Annotated in this window: 1 protein-coding gene; it reads right to left on the reverse strand. The window is 60.4% G+C overall.

The window, feature by feature from the left end; genetic code table 11:
• Positions 1-245, reverse strand: a 245-nt coding sequence (locus SB751_RS34230; protein WP_410749525.1) for a thioredoxin family protein, incomplete at both ends; no start/stop codon positions are given.

The raw sequence follows: 245 nt of genomic DNA on the forward strand, positions 1-245 counted from the left end.
CGCCGTTCAGGTAGATGGTCGGCACGGCCATGATCTGGCGCTTCTCGACTTCGCCCTGGAACAGCGCGCCGTCGATCGTGACGATCTTCACATTCGGGTTGAGGGCCGCCATCGCGTTGATCGACTGCACGACTTCCGGGCAGTTCTGGCACGACAGCGACATATAGACTTCGAACGAGAACACGCCGTCGAGCGACTTGACCTGTTCGATCGTTTCGTCTTCGAGCTTGACCGGGTAGCCGCCC

It is taken from the genome of Cupriavidus sp. SIMBA_020 (assembly GCF_046535395.1).
Lineage (GTDB): Bacteria > Pseudomonadota > Gammaproteobacteria > Burkholderiales > Burkholderiaceae > Cupriavidus > Cupriavidus campinensis.